The sequence below is a fragment of the Acidobacteriaceae bacterium genome (assembly GCA_035944135.1).
Classification (GTDB): domain Bacteria; phylum Acidobacteriota; class Terriglobia; order Terriglobales; family Acidobacteriaceae; genus Granulicella.
The window spans coordinates 19501-40244 of the sequence record DASZBM010000007.1; the positions used below are offsets into that span (position 1 = coordinate 19501).

A 20744-nucleotide genomic window follows, 5' to 3' on the forward strand; every position below is an offset into this window, starting at 1 on the left:
ACGATGAAGCTGCGTCTGTTTGTGCTGGCTGCTGGTTGTGTTGCTCTGCTCACCGGAGCAGGTTCCCTTCAGGCCCAGGATTATTACGATCCGCCGGCGGCGGCCCAGGCGATGGGCGAGCTCTCGTCGCAAAGGGCTGCTGCGACAACCATTACGTTTGACCGCGAGATGCTGGACGCCATGCTTGGCAGCGGTGTAACCGCCGGTTTCAACGGCGTGAGCTTTGAGCACTATCAATATCCTGAGCCTGTCTTCTACATTCCAGAGGAGATGCACGCTCTGGAGCAGGCGTATCACGCGGCTGGGTGGAAGCATCTCGTCGATGCAAACGTGGGTCCGCGTGAGTCGGCCTCGCCCACGAAGCCGATTGCCGACATCTGGTTTCATTTTGCGGGCGGCGATATCGATCATGTCACCGTGCTGGTTCGCGGCCGCAAGGAGATGAACGTAGTGCGGGTTTCAGGGCTGCTGCGGCCGATGGACCTGGTGCATCTCAGCGGGCATCTTGGGATTCCGAAAGTCGATCCGAATGCCGTGATGGTGCCGGCCCCTCCGGGGCGGTAAGGATCCGCTACGGCTTGACGAGACGGAACTGCGCTGCGCCGGGACAGCAGTACGTTGAGGCCTCCGTTGCGTGTCGGAACGTTTGACCCTGCGATACGGAGCCGAATAGTCGCACGTACAATCCTTCAATGCAAATGAGCAAAATTGTGGAGGCAGTTGGCGACGCTGAGTCACGTTTGCGGGCAAGGCTGCGAGAGCTCGTAGAGATCGAGTCTCCGAGCGACGATCGCGAGGCCGTGAACCGCGCAGCGGACTGCGTTGTGGGCTGGGCGTGTGAGCTGGGCGCGCAGGTCAAGCGTCATGATGGCGGGAGCTTTGGCGATGTCGTCGAGCTGCGATTCGGCACCGAGCTGCGCGGTAAGCCGGTGCTGCTGCTGGGTCACCTGGACACGGTGTATTCGATGGGAACACTGGCAACCATGCCTTGGCGCGAAGAAGACGCTGAAGATGGCGTGCGGCTGCGCGGGCCCGGCGTGGTCGACATGAAGGCCGGCGTGGTGATCGCACTGGAGGCGATTGCCGCGCTGCGCGAACTGAATGCCCTGAACCGGCCGGTGACGCTGTTGCTGAACCCGGATGAAGAGGTTGGCAGCGAGGTCTCGCGGCCGCACACCGAGCGACTCGCGCGCGAGTCGGCAGCGGTATTTGTGCTGGAGCCTGCGCAGGGTCTCGCCTATAAGACGGCGCGCAAAGGGGTCGGCCACTTTGAGCTGACGGTGCAGGGCGTGGCGGCGCATGCGGGTGTCGATTTTGCGAGCGGCCACTCGGCGGTGCTGGAGATGGCGCGGCTTGTCGAGCAGGTCTCTGGCTGGACCGACGCGAGCAAGGGGCGCACGGTGAATGTCGGTGTGATCGCGGGTGGAACGCGGTCGAATGTCGTCGCCGCGCAGTGCAGGGCTGAGGTAGATGCGCGTGTTGTCACGATGGAGGATGCGGCGCGCGTGGAAGAGATGTTCCGCGGGCTGCGCACGCGTGACGCCGCGTGCACGCTGCGCGTCGAAGGCGGAATCAACCGGCCACCGATGGAGCGCAGCGCGGGAACGGTCGCGTTATTTCAACGAGCACAGGCATTGGCTGCTGAAATCGGGCTCGATCTGCAGGAGGCTGCGACGGGAGGCGGATCAGACGGCAACTTCACGGCCGCGATCGGCGTACCGACTCTCGACGGCATGGGCGCGGTGGGAGGCGGCGCGCACTCGCCGGGCGAATTCGTTGTCGCGGGACATCTCATTGAGCGCACCGCGATGCTCGCCGGGATGATCCAGGCGGAGCTTTAGCCCGGGTTGTAACCGAGTTCGCGTAACAGCCGCACCGTTGCCGCGAGCGGCAATCCAACAACGTTGAAATAATCGCCTTCGATGCGCGGAATCCAGCGCGCGGCGTAGCCCTGGATGCCGTATGCTCCGGCCTTGTCGTAGGGTTCTGCGGTTGCAAGATAGTGCTCGAGGCCCGCTTCGTCAATCTCGCTGAACGTTACAGATGTTGTTTCGAGATGAGTGCGGCTGCCGCTCGGTGAGAGCAGCGCGATCCCAGTATGCACGTGGTGCGTGCGCCCGGAGAGAGCGCGCAGCATGCGCTTCGCATCGGCGCGATCCATGGGCTTTTCGAGCGCATGCCCGTCGATCTCGACCGTGGTGTCAGCGCCGATAACGACAGCGTCAGGATGCAGCGAATAAACGGCCTGCGCCTTCTCGATAGCCAGCCGCTGGACATAAGCTGTGGGACTTTCGTTCGCACGACGTGACTCATCGATGTGCGCAGGAAGGACTTCGAATTCGATGCCGGCCTGCGCAAGCAGCTCGCGACGGCGCGGCGAAGCGGAGGCGAGAATGAGTCGCGGCATCTAGCTCAGCGCCTCAAGCGAGATCGTCGTCTCCAGCACATGTGCAGCGTGCGGCTGCAGCTGCAGAGAGTTATCCGCCGCATTCGCCGACTCGACACAGAGCATCTGACGCCAGCCCTCATCTGACATATCGGCGAGGCAGTGATCCGCCCACGGGTTCCAAATGACTGTCGTGTCCGAGTTCGCCTTCGCCACCGTAATCCGTCGATGGAGCACCGGATCGTCAACGACAACGGGAGATGTCGTGTTGAAGTACGGGCGATCGGTCGGGCCTGTGAACGTGAGCACCGGTTCGGTTTGCGTCTTGCGCACAAAGTTGTCGGTCTTGTCGATGTACTCCGTCTCGAAGAGCCCATGGACACGCACCTGCTCGACGTCACCGACGTGCAGATAGGTGTGCAGCGCTTCCTCGACGCGCATCGGCTTCTCGCCGTCATTCGCGATGGAGAGCCGCAGGCGAAGCTCGCGCCCGAACGTGATCTGATATGCGAGCAGAAAATGCTCGAAGCCGAGTGCGCGGCTGGTCTCGCTCGGCCCGAGCGCAAGCGAGAGATGCAGTTCCTCAGCCGCGTACGCGCCGAAGTCGAGCTTCCACGCCTGCGTACGTGCGAAGCCGTGACTGGGACCGTCCGTGCGCGGAGCCTGTCCCTCTAAGGCGGGCGATGCGGTGCGCGAACCGAACCATGGGAAGATGATCGGGATTCCGCCGCGGATCGCCTTGCCTGGCGCGAAGTCCGATTTCTCCGAAAGAAAAAGCACCGGCCGTTGACCTGCAGGCTGCCAGGCAGAAACGTGCGCCCCCTGCAGGTAGAGCTCGCCGCTGCACGCCGGCGTGTTGATGCTCGCACGGACCAGTCCGTTTTCTTCGCTGAATTCGAGCACGCCTGGGATGGCGAACGCTGCTGTGAGCTGATCAATTGTCTGCATGAATGTCGCGGGCCGCACGCGGCTCCTGATTGCATCTTAGGTCATCAGCGAGTCTGGGAGTGTGCATGGTCAAGGCGGTGCTGTGTGATATCGATGGAACCCTGGTGCAAAGCAACTGGCTGCACGCCGAGGCTTGGCAGCGTGCGTTTGCCGAGATGGGCATCACGCTCGAGCGCGAGACTGTCCGCCGGCAGATCGGCAAAGGTGGCGACGAGTTGATTCCCGTATTCGTTCCGTGGTGGAAGCGCGAGGCTGTCGAGGAGCCGCTGAAGTCGTTTCGCGCATGGCTGTTCAGGCAGGACTACATGCAGCAGGTACAACCGCTGCCCAGGGTGCGCGAGTTCGCGGAAGAGCTGAAGCGGCGTGGCATCCGGTTCGCGCTCGCCAGCTCCGCCAACAAGAACGACCTCGAAGACTACAAGCGCATCGCGCACATCGAGGACCTGGTGGACGAGGCTACCTCTGCCGATGATGTGGATCGCGCGAAGCCTCACCCGGATGTGTTTTCCGCGACGCTCAAGCGTCTCGGCCTCAAGGCGAAGGAGTGCATCGCGGTGGGCGATACGCCCTACGACGCGGAGTCCGCGGGCAAAGCGGGCCTGCGCACCATCGGCGTCGAGACTGGCGGATGGACGCACGACGAGCTGATGGATGCCGGATGTGTGGAGGTCTACGCCAGCGTGGCGGAGCTGCTGGATCGCATCGACGAGAGCGCTATCATCCGCGAAGGGCTTCGTGCCTAAGGCTGCGGCGTCAAGTGAAGCTCGCTCACATTCCGCTGACCGGTCGGGCAGATCTGCAGCAGCGGGCAATCGGCGCAGCGCGGATTGTCGAAGGTACACAGCGTCTGCGCGTGCAACTTTACCAGCGCATGATGCTGGTCCAGCATCGCCGCGTCCCAGGTCTCCGGCACAAGCCGCATCAAGCGTTCTTCGGTCGTCTCTGCGTCTGCACGTGGCACAACGCACAACCGCTGGACAACACGCAGGTGATTGCCATCAATCGACAGCGCACGCCGCCGTAGCGTGGAGAAGTTCACGATGGCCGCCGAGACCTGCGGTCCAACGCCTTCGAACTGCTCGAGCCATGCGCGAATCTTGTCGGTGCGGTAGCGATGCAGAAAGTCGAGCGAGAGCGCTCCGGTGCGCGCGGTGATCTGCTCGAGTGCGGTTTTTAGCCGCAACGCTTTCTGCTCTGGGAACGTAACGATCGCGATCGCGCGCTCGATGTCTGCGACAGCCGCATCTCGTACTGGCTCCCACGAGCCCGGACCGGCGCCGGGAAAGGCGCGCTCGAGATCGCGCATCACTTGCAGCGATTGCGCGGTCTTTGTGCGCGAGCTCAGCAGCGAATAGATGAACTGCGTCAGCGGGTCCCACGGCGTGCGCGCCGGCGGCTCACCGTAATGCTTCAGCAGCAGCCGATGGATATGCGGCAGCTTGTCCGCCTGCTCGGGCGTGAGCGGGCGGCGAGAGGATTCGGCCTCGGCCGGCTTGTCAGGGTCGCGGAAGAGTTCGGGCTCGCTCACTATTGGCTGGGGCGCTCCGGGTAGAACGACGCGGAGATGCTACAGCTATTGTGCGCCTCTTATGCGTTCTTGAGTTCAGTCACGAGAGAGCCGACCGGATTCACGATGGTCTTCTTCGCAATATCCATGATCGGCGTTCCGCGCTTGTACATCATGTAGGCGGCTACAGCTCCGGCGATAACGCTGCCCCAGACGATCATTTTGCGCATGCATGTCCTCCTCGAATCGAGATGCTTCATCGCTGTAGGATGCAAATCAGGCGCGTGTTGTGAGCTGAAAGGCAGAGGATATGGGATTCAGGCGGACGTTGTCGGGGGCGGTGATCGGGGCCGGCATATCGTTGGCCGCCATGTGCGGAATGGCGCAGCAGGTGCCGGTGGTCAGCACCGACCCCGGGCGCGACATGCACCTCCATGCGCCCGCCGATCTGAAACCCGGCATTCCCACCGTGTGGCTGGTCGGCGACTCCACCGTGCGCAACGGGCGCGGCGACGGCGCCCACAACCAGATGGGCTGGGGTGACGAGCTGGCCCCGTTCCTCGATCTGAACAAAGTGAACGTCGCCAACATGGCCATCGGCGGCCGCAGCTCGCGCACATACATTACCGAAGGCCACTGGGCCGACGTGCTCGCCATGATCAAGCCCGGCGACATCGTGCTGTTTCAGTTCGGCCATAACGACAGCGGTCCGCTCGACGACCCCGCGCGTGCCCGCGGAACGATCCCGGGCGTCGGCGATGAGACAAGGGAGATCGAGAACCCCATCCTCAAGCGCCACGAAACCGTGCACACCTACGGCTACTACATGACCGAGTACGTAAGGGACGCGAAGGCCAAGGGCGCGATGCCGATCATCTGCTCGCTCGTCCCGCGCAAGATATGGAAGGACGGAAAGATCGCCCGTCAGACCGACAGCTATGCCGGATGGGCGCGCGAAGTCGCCGAAACGCAACACGTCGGCTTCATTGACCTGAACGAGATTACAGCGCGCAAGTATGACGCGCTCGGCGAAGCAGCGGTGGAAACGCTCTTCGGCGACCCGCACACGCACACCACAGCAGCCGGCGCGATCATGAACGCGGAGAGCGTCATCGCCGGATTGAAGGCGCTGCCAAACGATCCGCTGGCAAAGGACTTCTCGGCGAAGGGCGAAGCGATACCGGCGTACAAACCGTAGCTGTTAGCCGTTGCGCGTCGTGCCGAGCTCCGTACCTTCCGCTGTAGCAATCCCCCACGCCATCCGCGGCGTGTTGTGCGCCAGCCCGACGGAGCCATCCGGCCCCATGAGGATGATGCCACCGTGCCCGCCGAGCCGATTGAACAGATAATCAATCGCATCGCCGGCAGCCTGCTGCGGCGTGCTTCCTGCTGCCACGCGGTCCACTGCCCACTTGCCCAGCACTAGCTTCATGATCGGCTCGCCCCATCCGGTCAGTGAAACCGCGGCGGACTCATTGTCTGCGTAGCACCCGCAGCCAATTAGCGAGCTGTCGCCTACACGCCCCGGAGCCTTCGACAGTGTTCCGCCGGTCGACGTTCCCGCAGCCAGCCGCCCTTCTGAATCCAGCGCGACCGCGCCCACCGTATCGTGAGAATGCAGCGTCGGATTCACAATGCGCGCTTCCTCCGCGAGCCCCTGCTCGACCTCCGTATCGAGCGCGGTCTGCGCCAGCGCGGGGTCGCTTGCCGGCGTGGAGACGAACTCCGCATTACCGCTGAACGTCGTGTCCGGATGCCCCGCCAGCTCCGCCTGCTGAAAGCGCATCAGGCGTTCCCGCTCCCGCGGCACGATCAGCTCCGTATTATCGACCAGCCGCATCCCGTGCTGTGTCGCAAACCGCTCCGCTCCTGTGCCGACGAAGTACACATGCGGCGACTTATCCAGCACCAGCCTCGCCGCCTGGATCGGATTCCGCAGCCGCTCGACGCACGCGACCCCGCCAGCCCGCAGCGTGCTCCCGTCCATCATCAGCGCGTCCAACTGCACCCGCCCATCGCGCGTCAGGAACGACCCACGGCCCGCGTCAAAGGTGTCGTCGTCCTCCATCACCGTGATCGCGGCCTCAATCGCATCCAGCGCCGAGCCGTTCTTCGACAAAACAGCCCAGCCTGCGGCGAGAGCATTAGCAATGCCGCGCTCGTGCGCAGCGACAGCGTCGTCAGGCATCGCCCAGGCGCCGCCGTGAATCAGGAGTACAGGTTTGTGCGTTCGGGCCGAGTTGCTCATTGCACTTGAGAGTGTACGGGAAGCGATGCGTTTACGGCGTAGCCACGCCCGCCAGCTTCCGCCGCTCGGTCTCCACATACGTGTACCGAATGCGGTGAATCACCGTAATCGTCGAGAGCACGGCCAGCACCCACAGCGCCGCCGGCATCGCGTCCCAGCGCTCAAACAGAGCGCCCAGGATGATCAGCACGATCCTCTCCGGACGCTCCATGAATCCCACCTTGCAGGAGCCGATCAGCGCCTCGGCGCGTGCGCGCGTATAGCTCACCATCAGCGACGCCGTCATCACAAACGCCACCAGGAACACATAGAAGTAGCGATTCCCGCGCGCGTAAAACACCAGCAGACCGAAGAACAGCGCCACGTCGGAGTAGCGGTCGAGCACTGAATCGAAGAACGCGCCAAACACCGACACCTGGTTCGTCTGCCGCGCCACCCTGCCGTCCACCATGTCGAACAGCCCGGCGCCGATGATGACTAACCCCGCGTAAAAGAACATGCGGATGTAATTATCCGCGCGGCCATAGCCGAAGAAGAACGCCGCGATAACGTTGATCAGCAGGCCGATGAACGTAAGGGTATTCGGCGAGATCTTCGAGAGCGCGAGCCCGTTGACGATCTTCTGCAGCAGCCAGCCGCTGCCTTTCCCGAATGCGCTTGTCCAGGTCATTATGCCGTCTCTTCAGTCTAAAGCAAGCTGCGCGCGTCCTAAACCATCACACGCGCAGCAAACCTGCCCTTACATCGCCGGCAGCTCGCTCTTGCTCGGCGCGAGAATCTCGTCGAGCAGATCGGGAGTGCCCGGCGTGCGTTCCAGCGTAGGCACGCGCAGGCCGTCATAGTACGCCAGCGGGATCGTCTTGTATTGATCTCCCACGCGCACCTCGATCTGGATCGGCTGCTTGTCGTGTTCCGCGGCCAGGATTGCATCGGAGAGCACCTTGGACGTGTAGGCGGTGCCGTTCACCGCGACCATCTCCATGTCCGGAGTAATCCCTGCCTTGAACGCGGGGCCGTCCCACACAACGTTGCTGATTGCGTTGGAAGGCCCGCGTTCTCCGCGGCCGCCGCCCACCGAAAGCCCAATCGACGTCGAGAAATTCCCGGCGCCACGCCGGCTCTTCTGCATCCAGGCGATCGGCTTGTCCGTGTAAACCAGCTTCCATCCGCCCTGTGTGAAGCCGCCCGTCGGAACCTCCGTGTGCAGATCGTAGACGCGCTCGCGCAGGAAGGTTCGCCAGTCGTACGGAGCGACTGCGTTCAGATTGTTCACCACATCGTCGAAGCTGTACTGGTCGGTAACGAAGCTGCCGTTGTACACGCCGAAGAAGCGCTTGCAGAAGTCGTCCAGAGACCTCTTGTCGCCGGTCAGCTCACGAATCTTCGTGTCAGCGTCGAGCCAGATCAGCATGCCCTCGGTGTAGTAATCCTCACCGCGCTGCCAGCTCATCCAGCTCACCGGCCGGCGATGCGAAACCGTCTCCTGGTTCGTCGTGTCGACCAGCGGACGCCAGTCACGGCCGCGGCTGTCGGCAAAGCCCGCAGCGGTATATGCCAGGATGTCGCGGGTCTGCTCGGGCGTCCTCATACCCGCACGTGCGGTGAGGATGTTGCCCCAGTACTGCGTCATGCCCTCATAAACCCACAGCAGATCGTCGCGCATCGGCACGTTGAAGTTCGGTGTCCACAGGTCGTTGGGGCGGCGGAACTTGCCGTCCCACGAGTGCGTGTATTCATGCGCCAGCAGATCGCGGTCGCCGATTCCGGCATTCCAGTCGGTCAGATAATCAGCGCCGGTTCCATCCTCGCTGGACTGGTGGTGCTCGAGCCCTTCACCACCGACCTCCTCACTCAGAAGCAGCAGGAAGTCATAGTGCTTATAGTGGTGCGAGCCGTAGAGTTTGTCCGCTTCGAGCGCGAGCTTCTTATGGAGCTCCAGCTCCTCCGGCGTCATCTTCACCTGTTCCGGCTTGTCGGCGAAGACGTCCAGGTGCACGCTGTCGGTCGACGTAGGTGAAAGATCGTAGCGCGCCAAGTTGACGCCGGCGTACAGCGGCGAATCGACCAGCGTATTCAATGGTGTCTCGGCGAAGTGAACGGTCCCATCACTCGGCGGCGTATTGCTCTGCGTGTCGCCCGAAGCACTCTCAAGCGCAGTCGCATACTTCCATCCCGAGGGCAGCGTCAGCGAAGGACGGAACGGGATGTCGCGCGAAAAATATCCCGCCGGATACATCAGCAACTGGTTCCACTTCAGGTCCAGGATGGCATCGGAAAACTCAATGCGGCCCACGCTGGACTTGATCGGGGAAACGTAGTCGAACTCCAGCGTGACCGTCTTCGCGCCCTGCGGCAGCGGCACATGGAAGGCGTAAACGTCGGTCGTGTTGCGGGTCCACTGTACCCGCTTGCCGTCGACGCTCGTTACGACACCAGCGATGTTGTCGATAGGTCCGCTGGGCGCGTGCTCACCGGGAATCCACTCCGGATACAGCAGCACCATTTCCTTCGCGCCCGGTACCACCGGAATCTCTTCATGCACGCGTTCGACGCGGTCCACGACGCTGCGCACATCGACCTTCAGATCGATCGGACCAACATATGGCTTATCGACGGGCGCAACCACCGGCGGCGGCATCGGGACGGGTTCCGGCTGTGGCTGAGGTGCAGTCTGCGCCTGCGCGCAAGACACAAAAATTGCGGAAAGTAGAACACCGAACAGGGGTTTCATCACGGCTTTCAGTGTATCGCTGCGCGACAAGTGTGCGCGGGGCCCGCCGGCATGCGGCTGCTGATCCATTTTGGACTCAGCATTGGTCCGGCATGTTTTTGCGCCACCGTCGTTTATATTGACCACCGCGGACGAAAGGGGAACGAACGTGAATCTTCCCAAAGTGGCGCCGTGGTGTGCAGTGTTGGCGCGGGAGTGGCCCTAGGAGCAAAGGCACAGGCACAGACACGCAATTGAAGCCCGACGTAACCTACCCCGACCCACTCATCTGGACCACGACGAAAGACGACCGCGTCGGCCCGCAGCACACCCGCAAGTTCGCCGCCAAAATGGCGGAGTTCCACGAGCCGTATCACTTCTACGAGGTCATCGAGGCCGGACACGGCTCCGGCGCGGCCGCCCAACAGACCGCGCATACCGAGGCATTGAACCTCGTCTATCTCCAGCAGAAGCTGGTGAAGTCAAATCCCGCAGCGCAGGGTGGAAACATTACCAGCCGGCATACCAAGGCGGCTCACTAAGAATGTGGCAAAATTGAGCGCCGGCCATACCGGCTAACGGCAGCCCAGCCTGACGTAGACCGCAAACCCGGGTCATGCGCCGTGATCTGAGAGTCTTAGAGCGCGGCAAGGCTCAGTCCGCGCCCGCTTCTGAATGCTCGTAAATTGCATGAAGCTGTTTTGCGAGCATCGCGCCAAGCAATTCTTTCATCGCAGTCAAGTCGATTTTCAGGTGATCACATGCTTCATCGGCAGCCTCAAGCGCCTTGTAGTATGGAGTCTTCTCCTGTTCAATCTGCTGCGGGATGGTCATTCGCCCAGGCGGCAACATGTTCAGTCGAATGCAAAGAACCAGATAGGAAACCGCCCTCGAGGTCCGCCCATTGCCGTCTGTGAAAGGGTGAATCCAATTCAAACGCCACATGACATACGCGGCCAAATGAAGAGGACTCTTCTCATCCCACTTTTCGTTTATGTAGTCGCACAGATCCTCGATTCGCTCAGGAACTTGGAAGGCATCAGGCGGAGTGTGCTTGCTTCCACCAATGGAAACTCCCGCAGGTCTCCACACGCCCGCCGTTGCTGAGATGCCCTCAAGAGCGGCTCGATGTAGTGTCAGAATGTGTGATGGGCGAAGTTTGAAGGGGTGTTCGGGTTCGATGAAATACCCAACCATCTCTTCAATCTTTCGATACTGCTTGATTGTGTTGTATGACTCTAGGCGTGCAAGGTCATCGGGATCGCGGGCGATCTCGACTTCTTGGGCCTTGCTGTGTCGTGTATCGTCGGCCATCAGTGAACTATGGCCAACTCCGCCTTGATCTGTTCGTCGGCCTCGACAATCATCTGCCATGTCACCCGAGGGTTCTCAATCTTGGCGTTACCGTATGCGAAGCTGCGACGTTGCGCCTCACGCTCAGCGTCAGAGACTGGCCGAGTACGAGCCGCTTCAATCAGTCTTTTTAGTTCCTCGGTCATTGCGTACCTCTCAGGCGAGAATGTGTCGCACTAACTTATAGACTCTACACCGGACAATTGTGGAGCAAAAATTTTGATGCGAATCCAAGGTTCAACGAGTTAGGGGACTCGAAACGAGACAGTCTGGATGGCCTCAGATTGGTTGGTAGTTCTGCCATTGCCTAATCAGTCGGTGCTAGGAACCCGGACCAACTACCCACGGAAACGGCTTACTCCGCGCTGTCGTGGATCGTCGTCAGCTTCAGGATCTCGAGCTCGCGCTTGCCGGTCGGCGTCACCACTGTCGCAATGTCGCCCACTTCCTTGCCAATCAGCGCCCGCCCAATCGGCGATGTCGTCGAGATCAGCCCCTTGGCCACATCCGACTCCTCGCTCGTCACCAGCTTGTACGTCAGCTCCTCATCCTTGCTCGAGTCAAACACCACCACCGTCGACCCGAACCCGACCTTGTCGTGCGGGATGTTCGCCAGGTTCACCAGTGAGAGCTCGGCCATCCGCTTCTTCATCTGCCCAAGTCGCGCGTTCACGAACTCCTGGCGCTGCTTCGCCATGTGATACTCAGCGTTCTCCGACAGGTCGCCCATCGCGACTGCCTTCTTAATCTCTGCCGGCAGCTCCGTGGTGAGCTCGTACTCGAGAGCCTTAATCTGCTCTTGAAGCGACTTCATGATGTCTTGCATGCGCGGGTCTGCTTTGCTCGCGGCCTCGAAGGCGTAACTGAGGCACAGGGGATGAAAAGTCCATTATACGAGACGCTCCACGACGCCCCGAAGTCTCGCACGCTCCGCCGCTTACACCTCGCCCGGCTCTGGCAGCAGTGACGGCCCCGCCCGCAGCGACAGAAACGCCTCCAGCAGCAGCGTCGCCGCCACCTGGTCAATGATTTCCGTTCGGCTCACCCGCGATGCCTTCCCACCCGTTCGCTGCGAACGCCCCGCAGCATCCAGCAACTCGTGCGCCTCGCGCGTCGTCAGCCGTTCATCCAGCAGATGATGCTCCAGCTCCGGATGCTCCGCCTTCAGCGCCTTCGCAAACGCCTGCGCCTTGGCCGCCTGGCGGCTTTCCGTCCCGTCCGCATTCAGCGGGTTCCCCACCACCACCGTGCCCACCTCATGCTGCCGGATGAACCGCGCAATCGCCTTCAAATCAGCCCGCAAGGTAGCCCTGTGCAGCGTAAACAGCGGCTGCGCGGTGATCCCCAGCGCATCCGTGATCGCCAGCCCGATGCGCTTATCACCCACATCCAGCGCCAGAATCCGCTCGGCCATCCCGTCACTCTACGACGCCCGGCGGTTCTTCGCCAGAATCGCCACCAGGATGAACAGGTACTCCAGCAGCCGCTCCACATACACCCACGAGTAGCCGGTGTCCGGAATATCTTTCCACGCCATGATCGTCCGCGTCACCGCCTCCGCCGCGAACGCAATCGCAAACGCCATGAACAGAAAGTCGCCCGTCTTCCTCCAGAAGCGCAGGAAGAACATCGCCACCACCAGCGACGCCGTTGCCAGAAAGCCCAGTGAGAATCCATCAATCAGCATGCTCTACTCCGAATCCCACACCAGGCCGTAAAGAAGCACGAGAAGCGAGACCGCCGTCACTGCCCGCCGCAGCAGATGAAGGTCAATGTCCTTCCCCAGCACACTCAGATCCACGAACGTTAGCCCATTCGACAGCGCCAACCCCAGAAAGCAGATCGAGCTCCACAGCAGCAGGCGCTGCCCCGACTGCCGAAAGCCGCGCGCCAGCAGCACACCGCACGCCAGCGCCACAAACGTCCCCAGCAGGTACACGGCCGCTTCCATCAGCTCTTCTCCTTCCGAAAGCGGAACGCATCCGCAAACGCACGAATTCCAGGCGAGGCTTTGGAATGAATTATGCCCGAGATGCGAATCAGATCCCGGCGGTACGTCTCGTCGAGCGCCTTCAGCAACCGGTTCCGTTCCTCTCGGCTCTGGTCATAAAAGAACAATCCCCTCGCCTCGCGCGCAATCAACCCACGCCGGTGAAGGTCTTCTGCAATCGCCGCTCCCTCGCCCTGGGAGACATACAACTGCTTCGCAATCTGCCCCGTAGAGCACGCACTCGGTGCGTTCCGCCACAGCAGCAGCAGCGCCTCCAGGTGCGGCACGCTGTCAATCTCCTCGCGGATGAACCGTTCGACGCTGGGAGAGTCTTCAGACATGATTCGCTATCGCTAATGCTATATCGAATCACGATAAACCTCCGCTCCCTTTCCCTTCAATCGTTACATCCAGAGGACGGCTCCAAAATTTGCAAATGAATCCAAGAAAACAGCGACTTAGACTGGCGCTGAGGTGGTTCCCATTGCGATTCGCAGCCCGACTGCTGAAAGTTCTGTTCCTGCTCATCCTCATCGCCGCAGCCGCCGTCGCCTTCCTCTTCCTCGTCCCCTACGGCCCCTCGACCGAGCAATTCGTCGACATCGCCCCCGGCACCAGCACGCTCGAGATGGGCCGCCAGCTCAAACAGGCCGGCATCCTGCGCACCGGCTACGAGCTCGACGCACTCCGCCTCACCCGCGGCGGCAGCCTCAAAGCCGGCGAATACCGCTTCGACCACCCCGCCAAACCCTCTGAGGTCTACGATCGCCTCCACCGCGGCGACGTCTTCACCATCGCCCTCACCATCCCCGAGGGCTACAACATCTTCGACATCGCCGGCGCCGTACAGGCCGCCGGCCTCGACTCCAGCGCCAGCTTCCTCGCCGCCGAACGCCGCCACACCGAGCTCATCAACCCCTGGAATCCGCAGGCCACCTCCCTCGAAGGTTTCCTCTTCCCCGACACCTACAAATTCAACCGCCACACCACTGAGGTCCAGATGCTCGGCGCCATGGTCAAGCGCTTCGCCGAGGTCGCCACCCGCCTCCGCATCGACCCCGCCAACGCCCACCGCGTCGTCACCATGGCCTCACTCATCGAGCGCGAGGTCCGCGTCCCCGCCGAGCGGCCCGTCGTCGCCGGCGTCTTCGAAAACCGCCTCCAGGCCGGCATGCCCCTCCAGACCGATCCCTCCGTCATCTACGCCTCGCTCCTCAACGGCACCTGGACCGGCGTCATTCACCAGAGCGAGCTCCACTCCGACTCCCCCTACAACACCTACACCCACGCCGGCCTTCCGCCCGGCCCCATCTGCAACCCCGGCGTCGCCTCCCTCCAGGCCGCCCTTCGCCCCGCCCAGACCGACTACATGTACTTCGTCGCCAACCCTGACGGCTCCTCCAAATTCGCCAAAGAGCTCGACGAGCACAACGCCAACGTCGCCCAGTACCGCCAGCAACAGTCAGCACCGCCGCAAAAGTGAGGTCCCCAGGCCTGTGCCCGGATTCCAAGCGCCAAAGGCGCGCCTTATATCAGCCTGCGGCGCAGCCCCAGGTCCGCGCCCGCCGAAGCACGCCTTCAGCCATAAAGTCGCTGAATCCCCCAGAAGTGGAATAGATACCGGTTTCCCCAGCACGTTAAATAGGTCTTGTGTTCACGCTCACACGTGAGACACGCAGTCGGGCCCCAGAAATCGTTCTACATACGCATGGAGGTGGGCGAGCTCTCGAACGTTAGAGCTCGTTCTGCTTTTAAGCCGTCAACGATTCTCATCTCCGCACACTCCCACTACCCATTTGCCGCGCACACTCGCACAAGCGGGTGATGTAAGCGCGCACTAAAGTTGTCATACTAGTCCTCGTACAGCCACCCGAGCAGCGTGTGGTAGATGGGGCTAAACAATGAAGTATTGGAAACAGCAAGACGATGGCAGGTTTCGGCGTATAGACGGTGCCGAGGTGCGTGCGAATAGCGGGAACCAGGAGCGTCCCTGGACGGCCACCGGCCCAGGCAATCAGGTTCTCAGCATAACGATCCTCTCCAAGCCGTCTGCCCGTACCTGGCGCTACGCCAGGCACGCTATGGACGCAGTCGAGCAGCATTTCCCGCTGACACACTACGCGGGCTCTCCAGCAGAGGCGTCTCCTGCCAGCCAGAATCCACGCCAGGCTCAGTCCATCTCTGTTCGAGAGCGCCTGATCTCCCGCGCCCGAATCTTTTCCCAGCCATTCGATTGGCGTTGGCCGAGTCTGATCTTGGATCGCTTCTGAGCCGATCGCCCAGGGCGCGAGTGCCACACCTCACACAAATATGCGAGCTCTCGAGTATTGAGAGCTCGTTCATACCTTAAGCAGTCAGCGATTCTTTATGGCTAGGCAGCCCTGCGCCGTGATCTCTTCGCCGCGACAGTCTTGCGTTGCTGTTTTGAATCCCCCGCCGTGTCCGCGAAGCCTTCATGGAACGCGCTCGCCGGCGGCGCCAGGTTGAAGCTTCCGTTGGGGAACACGGCCGAAATTTCCAGCCGGCCGCCCAGCGCCTCGATGTACTTGGCGAGTGTGCTGAGCATCATGTCCGAGCGCTGCTCCAGTGCCGCAACACTCGGCTGAGAGATCCCGAGCCTCTCGGCAATCTCCACCTGTGTCAGGTTTTGCGCCTTGCGGAGTTTGCCGTAGCCCATGCGCTCAACTTCCGCGACCGCCTGCTCACGAATACGGTCGCGTTCTTCAGGCGTGAAGCTCTTCTCGGCAATATCCTCCCACTTGTGAGTCTTCATAGCTGCCACGGTAGTGTCCTTTCGCTCTGGGCTCAGCCCATCAGGTATTCGTCGTACAACCGGTCTGCGAGCCGAATTGCGCTCGTATACCAGCTATTGCCCTTTCCAGTTTTCACGCCGCCAACCAGGAGCACCGCGTTCCGTTTTGGGTCGAAGATATACAGCACGCGATAGAAGTCACCTGCAGACGTTGTGCGCAGTTCCCGCATTCCCCCGTGTTTCGAACCCTTGATCTCGCTGCTGTACGGAGAGCCGAGCGCAGTCCCCTGAATGCCCAGGATCTCAATAACGAATGCGACCTTCTTCTTCGCGTCTTCGTCGAGCGACCAAAACCAGTCGCGAAATTCGTCGGTGCCGATGATCTCGGTCGCCATCGCCACAATATAGCTCCCAACATATATAAAGTCCAGACTATAAAAACTCAATGCTTTGAAGGAGCCAGCTCAGTTGCGTTGGGCTTTAACCCAAGGTCTTCGTGCCGTAAAACAGCCAGGCAGAACGCGGCTTCAGCTCGCTGAGGAACCGGTTCCAAATTGGCATCTGTCTCGCCCCCCGACTCCCCCAAAAAGCCCGCCTTTAGCCCCAAAAAGGAACCCCGTATCCCCTATTAGAAATAGGACGAAAGTACTGAAGTCACCTGTGCATACCGGCGGGGTTTCAGCCTACATTTCCAGAGGTGTTTACTCCAAAGATACTTGGGGCATACCATCGTGCACCCCAAGCCGTTGTGCCCACTTTTGAGCCAATGATTCCTTGCCCCTCCGATGTCCATACCTAGGCGAAGATTAGGCGAAAACTAAATCCAAAACTCCCGCAATATACACGTAAGAGATTCTCGCCAAATTAGTTAGGTTTTTCAGGAACTTGTGGGAAATTTTCGTTTGACAGGGGGGTGGGGCGCGGCTCTATAACCGCAGAACTCACCCACGTTGGACGAGCGCCTCCGGAAACCGATTAAACCCCCGGCGGACAAATTTCCAAAACGAGGCGTGATGTTGGGGCCGGGATCTCCCATGGACCGGCCTGAGCCAACCGTGAATAAACAGATCCCCCCGTGGGGCGGCACTGCGCCGGGCAACACAGAGCGCAAGCACCACCACCGGGAGATCTCAAACAGCCTGACCGAGCCCATCCGACCGCGGAAATCCGACGAGGCTCGACGGGGGAGATGTGCGCCTTGGAGAAGAAAATGAAGCACTTTTGCGTTGATCAAAATATCAAGCATGCTTGCGTTCAATTGAAGGTATGCGAGGGTTGCGGAGCACTTTGGCTCCGTGCCCAAAACCATGGGACGTATTGCCGGAAATGCGCGTTGCGGTTGTCGGACTTCCCGCCACCCCGCGAGCGCAGCCGCGCAGGACGGAAGCCTAAAGTGCGGCTGCTGGTCTGCGAAGGGAGCGCGAAATGACCGCTACGCTGCAACAACTCGTGGGTATCCAGGTCGGGAACCTTACAGCAACTACGAACAACGGGTCAGCCAACATCGGAATGGAGAAGTCCGGCTCAATGCAGAAATCAGTCAGCGGTTTGCACCTGGTACACGTCTCGCGCAACCTTCGTCGCACGGAGCTCCGTGAGGCCACTACAGGAAGGCCGATCGCCGTTCCCCGGATCATGGCCGTCGCCGAAACTGTTCAGCCGCCGGTCGAAAAGCCGCCCGTTGCCCCCACGGTCGAGCTCGCCTTCTATCGCAAGTACACTGAAGCGCTCCTCCGCCGCTACCTGCGCGTCTCCATGGAGGTCGGCCGCGTCCCCTCGGTCATGGGCCGCGAACTCTTTCGTGGCAACGTGTCTCACTACAAGGCAGAAGGCTTTGAGGATGCCGTCATCCTCTGCGTAGACATCGAGCGCTGCCTGGCGAAGCTGACCGAGTGGCATCTGCGGCTGGTCAAGCGCATCGCCATGCAGGGCTACACCCTGCAGGAAGCCGCCCCGCTCCTCGGACTCGACTTCAGACGGTGCCACGAACAGTACGGCGTTGCGCTGGACGAACTGACCAGGCACTTTCTGGCTGGCCGGATTCTCGAGCCTCTAAAATCTTGTCAAGATGTGGAAACCGTGTAAAACGCTATAAGTAGCTCATAACAAGCAACCTACAGGCGAGCAGAAAATCCGGAAATAATTTCACTCGACTTGGTATTCTAAAGAAGTACAGATCAAGCGGGAGACCCTACCGGGTCTCCCGTTTTCATTGGGGGAGGCAAATACATTGCGTTGTGGTGGTGGGAAAACACAGGGACGGTCCTCGATCCCGCGAACAGAGCTGATGGCTGAGGCCGAGGGACAGGAGCCGCGCGAAAAGCCGCTCCGGCCGCGTCAATGTCACAAATACCTGCAAAAAACGCTCGCTTCGGAGTTCAAATCGATCGTCGGCGGATTTGTCTCCGAGGCTCAGAAAGGCGGCTGCGCTCACATGAAACTGGCCGTTGAGCTGCTCGAATCGGTCAAAGACGACGGCCGCCGCCAGAAAGGCTCCGCCCAGCGCCTCCTTGAAGAGCTGGGCGAATAGCTTTGAGCCCTACGAAGCCTCGAAGAACCTTTTGAACCAAACTCCACCCCGGTGCATCGGATTCCGAAGTGGTGTTCGCCGATACCGGGGTCCCCGGCGAGCTCGCTCGCTGGGGTGGCTATACTTAGGGTTTGCAGAGGATGAAGATTCACCGAGCTTTCTCGATTGCGGGACTCGTTGCAGCTGCTGGTTTAACCGGCTGCTTTCGCACGACAACAATCGTGCAGCGTACGCAGGCCCCGGAGATGTACCGGAGCACGTCGGTCGACAATCTGGACAGGATCATCTCCGCGCGCGACGAGTCGATCAAGACGCTCACCGCGTCGGTCCTCCTCACCGCCAGCACGGGCGGCGGCAAAGAGGGCAAGGTCGTCACCTACACATCGTTCAAAGGCTTCATTTTCGTACGAAAACCGAGTGATTTGCGCGTAATTATGCAACTTCCGGTCGTCGGTTCCCGCGCCCTCGACATGGTATCGAACGGCGATACCTTCACCCTGGTGCACGCCACCGGGGGGCACGGCGATGTATGGATTCAGGGCCGCAACACGGTCACAACGCCCTCCAAAAACGGCCTCGAAAACCTCCGGCCGCCGGTGTTTTTCGACTCACTGCTGGTACCCGGCGTAGGGCCGGACGAGTTCGTGAGTCTGACGGAATCGACGCGAGTCCTGGCGCCGCAATCGAAACACCAGGCCGCGATTGAAGAGCCGGATTACGACCTCATCGTGATGAAGCATGCGAGCGGAAACACGATGCGGCTGGAGCGGCTGGTGCACTTCAGCCGCATTTCTCTGCTGCCGTTTGAGCAGGACATCTACGACGACAAGGGCGAAATCGTAACCGTCGCGACGTACGACAAGTATCAGGATTTCAACGGCATCCAGTTTCCGACCGTCATCAACATCAAGCGGCCGCTGGATGAGTACACGCTGAAGCTGCAGGTTACGAAGCTGACTTTGAATCAGCCGCTCGAGAACGATCAGTTCGAGCTGAAGATTCCAGCCGGAGCCACGGTTCAGGAGATGAAGTAACTCGTCTCAAACGAGCCCGGCGCGCTTTGCGTGGCCGGCGATCTGCTGATTGATCTCCAGTGCGAGCGCAAGCGCCGCCCGGCCGGCTTCGCCGGTAACGCGCGGCGTGGTGCGGTAACGAACAGAGGAAATGAAATCTTCGAGCTCGAGCCGCAGCGGCTCCGCATGTTGCGGGTCCAGCTTCTCGAGCGAGAGCCCGCGCGAGGGATGTGATCCTTCTGCCGCGTGCATTGCAGCTCCGCCCGCGGTGAGCTGTGCGAGCAGCGAGGGATCGACCTTGATGGTCAGGAGCTCCTGGCGGGCGAAGTCGAGCGAAAGATACTCGTGCGGCTGAAACAGCCGCAGTTTGCGAACCTGTTCGGTGGAGACGCGGCTGGCGGTAAAGTTCGCCACGCAGCCGGATTCAAACTCGACGCGCACATTGGCGATGTCGACCTTGGGCGAGAGCACCGGTAGGCCAACAGCCCGGACCTCGCGCACGGCGGAGTTGGTCAGTGAGAGAACGACGTCGAGGTCGTGAATCATGAGGTCCAGTACGACATCGACGTCGAGAGAGCGCGGCGTGAAGATGGAGAGGCGATGAGCCTCGAAGAACATGGGGCGCGTGATGCGCTCCGCGGCTGCGGTGACGGCGGGGTTGAAGCGCTCGAGGTGGCCGATCTGGAGGATGCGGCAGTTGCGCTCGGCGAGCGCAAGGACGCGGTCGGCCTCTTCGATCGAGGCGGCGAACGGCTTCTCGATGAGGACGTCGACACCGGCCTCGAGAAGGCGTTCTGCAACAGAGGCGTGATGGATTGTGGGGGCGCAGACGGACGCGGCGTCAAAGGGGGGCGCCGCGTTCGTCTGCAGGGCTTCATCGAGCGAGGCGTAGCCCGCGATGTCGTACTTCGAGGCGAGTTCGGAACGGCGGGATGGATCCGGCTCGACCAGAGCGGTGAGCCGGAGCGTTCCGGGGTCTGCGGCTTCAAGGTCGCGGTAGACGCGGAGATGGTTGCGCCCGAAGGCACCGGCGCCGATGACTGCGACACGAGGTGTTTGCAAGGTTACTTCTTTGTCGAGGATGTGGGAGATTCCACTGCCTCGCGGCAGCGGGCGTAGAGCTCGAAGAGCTGAGCGATCTGGTCTTCCGTCTTCGCGGTGCCGGGCGCGACGAACCCGGTGGACGCCGAGCCGGAGCGGCCGACGTTCGCGTGCGGAGCAATGAATTTGAGCAGGTCGAGGGCGATGTCTTCAGAGCGGCGAGCCAAGTTGGTGCTGGAGTCCATGATTGCCTTTCAGAGTGTTGC

General features: G+C 61.2%; 26 protein-coding genes. 9 read left to right on the forward strand and 17 right to left on the reverse strand.

Annotated elements, in window-relative coordinates; genetic code table 11:
• Window positions 1-3 precede the first annotated feature (3 nt).
• Window positions 4-564: a hypothetical protein gene (locus VGU25_11905; GenBank protein HEV2577903.1), complete on the forward strand. Its 561-nt coding sequence runs from the start codon at window positions 4-6 to the stop codon at window positions 562-564.
• Window positions 565-698: 134 nt separating this feature from the next.
• Window positions 699-1841 (forward strand): M20 family metallopeptidase, encoded by a 1143-nt coding sequence (locus tag VGU25_11910; protein ID HEV2577904.1) that lies wholly within the window; start codon window positions 699-701, stop codon window positions 1839-1841.
• Here VGU25_11910 and VGU25_11915 read toward each other — a convergent pair.
• Together VGU25_11915 and VGU25_11920 are read right to left on the reverse strand one after the other, a co-directional pair.
• The gene (locus VGU25_11915; protein ID HEV2577905.1) at window positions 1838-2407 is read right to left on the reverse strand and encodes a Maf family protein; all 570 of its coding nucleotides are present in this window, start codon (window positions 2405-2407) and stop codon (window positions 1838-1840) included. The genes VGU25_11910 and VGU25_11915 overlap by 4 nt on opposite strands.
• Window positions 2408-3352: a D-hexose-6-phosphate mutarotase gene (locus VGU25_11920; GenBank protein HEV2577906.1), complete on the reverse strand. Its 945-nt coding sequence runs from the start codon at window positions 3350-3352 to the stop codon at window positions 2408-2410.
• A 47-nt stretch (window positions 3353-3399) separates the two neighbouring features.
• On the opposite strand from VGU25_11920, the gene VGU25_11925 reads away from it, so the two are divergent.
• Window positions 3400-4077, forward strand: coding sequence for an HAD family phosphatase (locus VGU25_11925; protein ID HEV2577907.1), 678 nt, complete (start codon window positions 3400-3402; stop codon window positions 4075-4077).
• Here the strand turns inward: VGU25_11925 and VGU25_11930 are convergent.
• Both VGU25_11930 and VGU25_11935 read right to left on the reverse strand, forming a co-directional pair.
• Complete coding sequence (locus VGU25_11930) at window positions 4074-4862, reverse strand: iron-sulfur cluster loop (protein ID HEV2577908.1); 789 nt, start codon at window positions 4860-4862, stop codon at window positions 4074-4076. The two genes, VGU25_11925 and VGU25_11930, sit on opposite strands and share 4 nt — an antisense overlap.
• A gap of 59 nt (window positions 4863-4921) precedes the next feature.
• Complete coding sequence (locus tag VGU25_11935; protein HEV2577909.1) at window positions 4922-5071, reverse strand: hypothetical protein; 150 nt, start codon at window positions 5069-5071, stop codon at window positions 4922-4924.
• Between the two features lie 80 nt (window positions 5072-5151).
• Between VGU25_11935 and VGU25_11940 the strand changes: the two genes are divergently transcribed.
• Window positions 5152-6039, forward strand: coding sequence for a rhamnogalacturonan acetylesterase (locus VGU25_11940; GenBank protein ID HEV2577910.1), 888 nt, complete (start codon window positions 5152-5154; stop codon window positions 6037-6039).
• 3 nt (window positions 6040-6042) lie between these two features.
• On the opposite strand, the gene VGU25_11945 is transcribed toward VGU25_11940, so the two are convergent.
• The 3 genes from VGU25_11945 to VGU25_11955 all read right to left on the reverse strand — a co-directional run bounded on the left by VGU25_11945 (window position 6043) and on the right by VGU25_11955 (window position 9820).
• Window positions 6043-7089 (reverse strand): isoaspartyl peptidase/L-asparaginase, encoded by a 1047-nt coding sequence (locus tag VGU25_11945; protein HEV2577911.1) that lies wholly within the window; start codon window positions 7087-7089, stop codon window positions 6043-6045.
• A 31-nt stretch (window positions 7090-7120) separates the two neighbouring features.
• Complete coding sequence (locus tag VGU25_11950; GenBank protein HEV2577912.1) at window positions 7121-7759, reverse strand: CDP-alcohol phosphatidyltransferase family protein; 639 nt, start codon at window positions 7757-7759, stop codon at window positions 7121-7123.
• A 69-nt stretch (window positions 7760-7828) separates the two neighbouring features.
• A complete protein-coding gene (locus VGU25_11955) occupies window positions 7829-9820 on the reverse strand; it encodes a peptidase M61 (GenBank protein ID HEV2577913.1) in 1992 nt (663 codons plus the stop codon).
• A 233-nt stretch (window positions 9821-10053) separates the two neighbouring features.
• Between VGU25_11955 and VGU25_11960 the strand changes: the two genes are divergently transcribed.
• Window positions 10054-10341, forward strand: coding sequence for a prolyl oligopeptidase family serine peptidase (locus tag VGU25_11960; protein HEV2577914.1), 288 nt, complete (start codon window positions 10054-10056; stop codon window positions 10339-10341).
• Between the two features lie 112 nt (window positions 10342-10453).
• On the opposite strand, the gene VGU25_11965 is transcribed toward VGU25_11960, so the two are convergent.
• From VGU25_11965 to VGU25_11990, 6 genes are all read right to left on the reverse strand, one after another.
• A complete protein-coding gene (locus VGU25_11965; protein HEV2577915.1) occupies window positions 10454-11113 on the reverse strand; it encodes a Fic family protein in 660 nt (219 codons plus the stop codon).
• A gap of 394 nt (window positions 11114-11507) precedes the next feature.
• Entirely contained in the window at window positions 11508-11978 is a 471-nt protein-coding gene (greA, locus tag VGU25_11970) for a transcription elongation factor GreA (protein HEV2577916.1), read from the reverse strand.
• Window positions 11979-12089: 111 nt separating this feature from the next.
• Window positions 12090-12566 (reverse strand): Holliday junction resolvase RuvX, encoded by a 477-nt coding sequence (gene ruvX / locus VGU25_11975; protein ID HEV2577917.1) that lies wholly within the window; start codon window positions 12564-12566, stop codon window positions 12090-12092.
• A 9-nt stretch (window positions 12567-12575) separates the two neighbouring features.
• Window positions 12576-12839: a DUF5985 family protein gene (locus VGU25_11980; protein ID HEV2577918.1), complete on the reverse strand. Its 264-nt coding sequence runs from the start codon at window positions 12837-12839 to the stop codon at window positions 12576-12578.
• A gap of 3 nt (window positions 12840-12842) precedes the next feature.
• Window positions 12843-13103, reverse strand: coding sequence for a DUF5985 family protein (locus VGU25_11985; protein ID HEV2577919.1), 261 nt, complete (start codon window positions 13101-13103; stop codon window positions 12843-12845).
• Window positions 13103-13483 carry a hypothetical protein gene (locus tag VGU25_11990; protein ID HEV2577920.1) on the reverse strand — a complete coding sequence of 127 codons (381 nt, stop codon included), beginning with the start codon at window positions 13481-13483 and terminating at the stop codon, window positions 13103-13105. The genes VGU25_11985 and VGU25_11990 overlap by 1 nt, the downstream gene beginning before the upstream one ends.
• Before the next feature lie 143 nt (window positions 13484-13626).
• Here VGU25_11990 and mltG point away from each other — a divergent pair, with 143 nt between their 5' ends.
• Window positions 13627-14625 (forward strand): endolytic transglycosylase MltG, encoded by a 999-nt coding sequence (gene mltG / locus VGU25_11995; GenBank protein HEV2577921.1) that lies wholly within the window; start codon window positions 13627-13629, stop codon window positions 14623-14625.
• Window positions 14626-15513: 888 nt separating this feature from the next.
• Here the strand turns inward: mltG and VGU25_12000 are convergent.
• Window positions 15514-15915, reverse strand: coding sequence for an XRE family transcriptional regulator (locus VGU25_12000; protein ID HEV2577922.1), 402 nt, complete (start codon window positions 15913-15915; stop codon window positions 15514-15516).
• Window positions 15916-15947: 32 nt separating this feature from the next.
• Window positions 15948-16289: a type II toxin-antitoxin system RelE/ParE family toxin gene (locus tag VGU25_12005; protein ID HEV2577923.1), complete on the reverse strand. Its 342-nt coding sequence runs from the start codon at window positions 16287-16289 to the stop codon at window positions 15948-15950.
• Between the two features lie 1030 nt (window positions 16290-17319).
• On the opposite strand from VGU25_12005, the gene VGU25_12010 reads away from it, so the two are divergent.
• The 3 genes from VGU25_12010 (at window position 17320) to VGU25_12020 (ending at window position 19458) form a co-directional block, all read left to right on the forward strand.
• Entirely contained in the window at window positions 17320-17979 is a 660-nt protein-coding gene (locus VGU25_12010; GenBank protein HEV2577924.1) for a hypothetical protein, read from the forward strand.
• 202 nt (window positions 17980-18181) lie between these two features.
• Window positions 18182-18424, forward strand: a complete 243-nt coding sequence (locus VGU25_12015; GenBank protein HEV2577925.1) for a hypothetical protein — start codon at window positions 18182-18184, stop codon at window positions 18422-18424.
• Window positions 18425-18564: 140 nt separating this feature from the next.
• Window positions 18565-19458, forward strand: coding sequence for a hypothetical protein (locus tag VGU25_12020; GenBank protein HEV2577926.1), 894 nt, complete (start codon window positions 18565-18567; stop codon window positions 19456-19458).
• A 6-nt stretch (window positions 19459-19464) separates the two neighbouring features.
• Here VGU25_12020 and VGU25_12025 read toward each other — a convergent pair whose 3' ends face one another.
• The gene (locus VGU25_12025; protein ID HEV2577927.1) at window positions 19465-20499 is read right to left on the reverse strand and encodes a Gfo/Idh/MocA family oxidoreductase; all 1035 of its coding nucleotides are present in this window, start codon (window positions 20497-20499) and stop codon (window positions 19465-19467) included.
• Between the two features lie 2 nt (window positions 20500-20501).
• The gene (locus VGU25_12030) at window positions 20502-20723 is read right to left on the reverse strand and encodes a hypothetical protein (GenBank protein HEV2577928.1); all 222 of its coding nucleotides are present in this window, start codon (window positions 20721-20723) and stop codon (window positions 20502-20504) included.
• Window positions 20724-20744 lie beyond the last annotated feature (21 nt).

Excerpts from the sequence above, each read along its gene's own strand:
- VGU25_11940 (HEV2577910.1), top strand. The coding sequence starts at position 5,152 with ATGGGATTCAGGCGGACGTTGTCGGGGGCGGTGATCGGGGCCGGCATA.
- greA (HEV2577916.1), bottom strand. The coding sequence starts at position 11,978 with ATGCAAGACATCATGAAGTCGCTTCAAGAGCAGATTAAGGCTCTCGAG.
- VGU25_11945 (HEV2577911.1), bottom strand. The coding sequence starts at position 7,089 with ATGAGCAACTCGGCCCGAACGCACAAACCTGTACTCCTGATTCACGGC.
- VGU25_12015 (HEV2577925.1), top strand. The coding sequence starts at position 18,182 with ATGGCTGAGGCCGAGGGACAGGAGCCGCGCGAAAAGCCGCTCCGGCCG.
- VGU25_11980 (HEV2577918.1), bottom strand. The coding sequence starts at position 12,839 with ATGCTGATTGATGGATTCTCACTGGGCTTTCTGGCAACGGCGTCGCTG.
- VGU25_12020 (HEV2577926.1), top strand. The coding sequence starts at position 18,565 with ATGAAGATTCACCGAGCTTTCTCGATTGCGGGACTCGTTGCAGCTGCT.
- VGU25_11935 (HEV2577909.1), bottom strand. The coding sequence starts at position 5,071 with ATGCGCAAAATGATCGTCTGGGGCAGCGTTATCGCCGGAGCTGTAGCC.
- VGU25_11990 (HEV2577920.1), bottom strand. The coding sequence starts at position 13,483 with ATGTCTGAAGACTCTCCCAGCGTCGAACGGTTCATCCGCGAGGAGATT.
- VGU25_11925 (HEV2577907.1), top strand. The coding sequence starts at position 3,400 with ATGGTCAAGGCGGTGCTGTGTGATATCGATGGAACCCTGGTGCAAAGC.
- VGU25_11915 (HEV2577905.1), bottom strand. The coding sequence starts at position 2,407 with ATGCCGCGACTCATTCTCGCCTCCGCTTCGCCGCGCCGTCGCGAGCTG.
- VGU25_12030 (HEV2577928.1), bottom strand. The coding sequence starts at position 20,723 with ATGGACTCCAGCACCAACTTGGCTCGCCGCTCTGAAGACATCGCCCTC.
- VGU25_11910 (HEV2577904.1), top strand. The coding sequence starts at position 699 with ATGAGCAAAATTGTGGAGGCAGTTGGCGACGCTGAGTCACGTTTGCGG.
- VGU25_11965 (HEV2577915.1), bottom strand. The coding sequence starts at position 11,113 with ATGGCCGACGATACACGACACAGCAAGGCCCAAGAAGTCGAGATCGCC.
- VGU25_12010 (HEV2577924.1), top strand. The coding sequence starts at position 17,320 with ATGACCGCTACGCTGCAACAACTCGTGGGTATCCAGGTCGGGAACCTT.
- VGU25_11955 (HEV2577913.1), bottom strand. The coding sequence starts at position 9,820 with ATGAAACCCCTGTTCGGTGTTCTACTTTCCGCAATTTTTGTGTCTTGC.
- VGU25_11985 (HEV2577919.1), bottom strand. The coding sequence starts at position 13,103 with ATGGAAGCGGCCGTGTACCTGCTGGGGACGTTTGTGGCGCTGGCGTGC.
- VGU25_12000 (HEV2577922.1), bottom strand. The coding sequence starts at position 15,915 with ATGAAGACTCACAAGTGGGAGGATATTGCCGAGAAGAGCTTCACGCCT.
- VGU25_11905 (HEV2577903.1), top strand. The coding sequence starts at position 4 with ATGAAGCTGCGTCTGTTTGTGCTGGCTGCTGGTTGTGTTGCTCTGCTC.
- VGU25_11950 (HEV2577912.1), bottom strand. The coding sequence starts at position 7,759 with ATGACCTGGACAAGCGCATTCGGGAAAGGCAGCGGCTGGCTGCTGCAG.
- ruvX (HEV2577917.1), bottom strand. The coding sequence starts at position 12,566 with ATGGCCGAGCGGATTCTGGCGCTGGATGTGGGTGATAAGCGCATCGGG.
- VGU25_12005 (HEV2577923.1), bottom strand. The coding sequence starts at position 16,289 with ATGGCGACCGAGATCATCGGCACCGACGAATTTCGCGACTGGTTTTGG.